The 3,829-nt window shown below is 52.4% G+C and carries 4 protein-coding genes; all 4 read right to left on the reverse strand.

Annotated elements, in window-relative coordinates; translation table 11 throughout:
* Positions 1-259, reverse strand: a 259-nt coding sequence (locus RTI30_RS13165; RefSeq protein WP_312283991.1) for a transposase, incomplete at its 3' end; no start/stop codon positions are given.
* Positions 260-465: 206 nt separating this feature from the next.
* Positions 466-1,770, reverse strand: a complete 1,305-nt coding sequence (galE, locus tag RTI30_RS13170; protein ID WP_312283992.1) for a UDP-glucose 4-epimerase GalE — start codon at positions 1,768-1,770, stop codon at positions 466-468.
* Positions 1,771-2,082: 312 nt separating this feature from the next.
* Complete coding sequence (locus tag RTI30_RS13175) at positions 2,083-2,442, reverse strand: MarR family EPS-associated transcriptional regulator (RefSeq protein ID WP_312283993.1); 360 nt, start codon at positions 2,440-2,442, stop codon at positions 2,083-2,085.
* A gap of 121 nt (positions 2,443-2,563) precedes the next feature.
* Positions 2,564-3,496 carry a glycosyltransferase family 2 protein gene (locus RTI30_RS13180; RefSeq protein ID WP_312283994.1) on the reverse strand — a complete coding sequence of 311 codons (933 nt, stop codon included), beginning with the start codon at positions 3,494-3,496 and terminating at the stop codon, positions 2,564-2,566.
* Positions 3,497-3,829: the final 333 nt, after the last annotated feature.

The following is a 3,829-nucleotide window of genomic DNA, read 5'->3' on the forward strand; positions in this document are numbered from 1 at the left end:
TGTAGTCCAGTTGTTCCATCAGCTGCCGCTCCGAGCGGATGCTATAAAACACTTGCAGCAGCAGGGCGCGTAGGAGATGTTCCGGCGGAATGGAGGGACGCCCCAGATCGGAGTAGATGCTATCAAAGTGGCTGTCCAGCGCCGCCAGGCTCCGATCCACGATCACCCGAATGGCACGCAGGGGATGAACTTTCGGTACCCGCTGCTCCGGCGACAGGTAGCTGAACATCCCTTGGGTTTCCACCTTGGCTCCGCGCATGACGCAACTCCCAGATTTTCAACGTTACGCAATTATACCACGGACTTTTAAGGTTATGAGGACGAACTTCTCTTGGGCGAGCATAAGCACGGGGAAAAGCTAAAGTGATGAGGAACACAATATGGTTCAACAATGCCAAGCTGAATAAGCAAACTACATACCCCAGGAGTCGCCGACAGATCATGTATGCCAATCCTTTTTCTGCTTCACCATGACCGCCCATTCTTCTGCTCCCATCTCCACGCATGGGTGATAATCGTATCCAGATCAGCAAATCTGGGCTGCCAGCCGAGTTCTAGTCGGGCCTTTTGGCAATCGGCTACCAGGACAGCTGGATCGCCAGCGCGCCGTTCTTGCATTTCGACAGAGATTTCTTTTCCAGTCACACGCCGGACCGTATCAATGACCTCCCGTACAGAAAACCCCTTACCATTACCGAGATTGTAGGCCGCACTCTCGCCGTCGGCCAGCAGATGCTCCAGGGCCAGCAGGTGGGCGCTGCACAAATCCCAGACGTGAATATAGTCCCGGACACAAGTTCCGTCGGGCGTTGGGTAGTCGTTGCCATAAATGGCGATACTTTCCCGCCGACCACTCGCTGCTTGCAGAACCAAGGGAATGAGGTGGCTTTCTGGATTATGCCGCTCGCCCAGCTCCCCCTCAGGATCAGCACCTGCGGCGTTGAAATACCGCAGGCTGACCGAACGCAAGCCATGGGCTTGATCATAGTCCGCCAGCATCTCTTCTACCATGCGCTTACTCCGACCGTAAGGATTGATGGGCCGTTGTGGATGGTTCTCGTCAATTGGCGTATATTCCGGTTCCCCAAAGATTGCGGCAGTCGAAGAAAAAATGAAACACCGCACGTCATGGCGCAGCATGACATCCAGCAGGTTTTGGGTGTTGGCGACGTTGTTATGGTAGTAACGGGCAGGCTCGCGCACGGATTCGCCCACTTGGCTCAGGGCCGCGAAGTGCAGAACGGCATCAATATGGTAGGTGCTGAAAACCTGCTCCAGCAGTGCTTGATCCGCAAGATTCCCATCGATGAGTTGACCATAGCGCACCGCGTCTCGAAAACCAGAAGAAAGATTGTCCAACACCAAGACCTTATACCCACACTGGCTAAGCATCTTGGTCATATGGGAACCGATATAACCAGCGCCGCCGACCACCATGATTTGATGGTCCTTGGCGCTGGTAAAGGCTGGCACGAGTTTAGGTGCAGGCATACGTGTATGCTGAAAAGTACTTGTAACTATAACGCTTGCGCAACCGACCCACAGACCGGAGAGGTCGAGGTTCAAGGTGGCGAAAAGGCCAATGGCCGCTTGGTCCTGGGCGTCCCAGGTACCATGGAGCAGCCGACCGCACTCCTGGTTGGCATAGGTCGCCAGGATGCAGGCGCCCAGATCGATGAGCCACCATTGGGCCAAGCCTGTGGCAGCGTAGCGTATCAGCTTGCGTAGGCGAACTGAACACTCCGGTACCGGGGTAGAAATCGCAACCACAGCCCAAGGACACCTCGAATAATAACGACTTAGGAAAGGCAGGGATGATTTCCTGGCGATACTCCGGCAAGTCGAAGCCGAGAATTTTGGCGCCCACCTGGGACGCCGGGTCGTCGAGAATCTCGCAGCCTCCGGCGCCTGCGAGATTCTCGACTAAAAGGGAGTCTCGATCTGCCTCCAGACTAGATGACTCATAAAAATAGGCCGGCGTGCACCTTGGATAGGTGTGAACGCCTCGGGCATAGATCTCACCTACAACGTTTGCAGGTAAACCGAGGTCTACGCAGGTGGCGTAACGATGGGCGGCAGTCATTATGCGTTCCTTACTGCATCAAGCTGTTCGGCATCAAGGGCCTCCGCCTCCCGCGGCAGGGCCCCGATCTTCGTTATCAGCGCATTATACATGGATAACTTGCACTGCAGGAAGCGAATGGTGATGCGCGCATTGTCCTCAATGCCCTGAAGGGTTAGCAGATAGGCATAGACTCTCTTGGCCCGGGTGCTGAGGAATTTGCCTACCTTGACCAGGCCCTTACTGATGAAGGCGTTGAGCCAAAAATGTTTTTTATACAAGCCTAACCTCATTCTTGCGGCGATTTCGCGCCGAGTATATTGGTAATGCTCCGTCAAGATCTTAAATAGTCGGAGGTGGGTTGCTTCGTCGTGATTCATGCACCGTTCATACTGTGAATAATGATGCGAGGATATCAGCTGAATCCCCGCCGTATCGGCCAGAGTATCATCCAAATTCTGCGATTGGATCCGAACCATCAGATACCTATCGAGCATTGCTTTAGCGCTTCATTGCACCTATTGCGCTAACACTGTCTCGTCGCCCTCGGCGCGCAGCAGCAAAACGTGCCTGTTTCTCTTCATCGCTTGTGATCCACGCATGGAACGCGCGTAATAGGCCTGGCTCGTGCCGTGTGCCCATCCAGATCTGCCATTGCCTTGTCGCAAAGCGCCTCCAACCTGCAAGTTGCGTCTGGGTTGCCCACATCATATTAAATGCGGAATTTTCCGTCACCTTGGGATTAAATGCCCCACGCTGATCGGCATCAAAACGAAGCGCGGGATAGTGATCGACCGCTACGGCTGGGTCGTAAATCAGTTTCCAGCGGCAGCGTTTGACCGCCATCGAAAAGCACATGTCGTTACCTAATTGCGCCCCCTGTCCACGCAGATAGGTATCAAAATGCAGCCCTTCGATAGCCACACGCCGAAAACTCATGTTCGCGCCTTTCAGTATATCCACCTCGCGCGCAGGGCCGGTGCCTACATGATGATTGCCGACAATACGCCCGAACCACTGGACGCGCCCTACCATACCCTTTTTGCTATCGACTACTGTGCCTTCTGGCGTATGAATCCAGTCGCGCCCGCCTACTCCACCAATTCGGGAATCCGCCTCAAAGTGTGCGGCAATGCGCGCGAGCCAATCATCATGAGGCGCCGCGTCATCATCGGTAATTGCCACAATGTCGCCTTTAATACGCGACAAACCCGCGTTCAAGGCATAAACTTGCCCTGGCTCACTCACAATCACGACCTCCAGCGGCAAGCGTTCAGCAAATGCCTTTGCGACAGTATGCGTCGATTCGTCCACATCGCGCGCCACTATTACCACTTGGGTTGGTGGCAGTTGCTGACGGATCAAGGCGGAAAGACAGCGACGCAGATCGTCAGGACGACGGTAGCTAGGAACGATAACAGTTACATTTGTCATAAAATGCTTATCAACGCACTCCCGGTTAGGCAATTTATATATTTACTATTAACGTAATACATATAAATAGTCTAGTGGTTGGTGTTGTGTTTCAGGCTTGAAACTGCCCGTTTTATTTGTTTTGCTGCATTAGATGAAGGGAAACAAGCTATCAATTTCACAATGTATTCATTAGGAACAGCAAACAAGTTACCGTCAGGCCAATTTTCTGCTAGTGGAGCAAGTAGGTATGTTTTTTTCTGAAAAATTTAAGAAAAACGATATTAGGATTGAATTTAAAAAAACTGTAATTTGCAGGAAATAAATTTTTAAAATTCATTTCGATTAATTTTC

This window comes from Candidatus Igneacidithiobacillus taiwanensis, from assembly GCF_031962545.1.
GTDB lineage: Bacteria > Pseudomonadota > Gammaproteobacteria > Acidithiobacillales > Acidithiobacillaceae > Igneacidithiobacillus > Igneacidithiobacillus taiwanensis.

What these genes read in the sequence shown, in the direction of transcription:
- RTI30_RS13175 (WP_312283993.1), bottom strand. Translation starts at nt 2,442, where the DNA reads ATGAATCACGACGAAGCAACCCACCTCCGACTATTTAAGATCTTGACG.
- RTI30_RS13180 (WP_312283994.1), bottom strand. Translation starts at nt 3,496, where the DNA reads ATGACAAATGTAACTGTTATCGTTCCTAGCTACCGTCGTCCTGACGAT.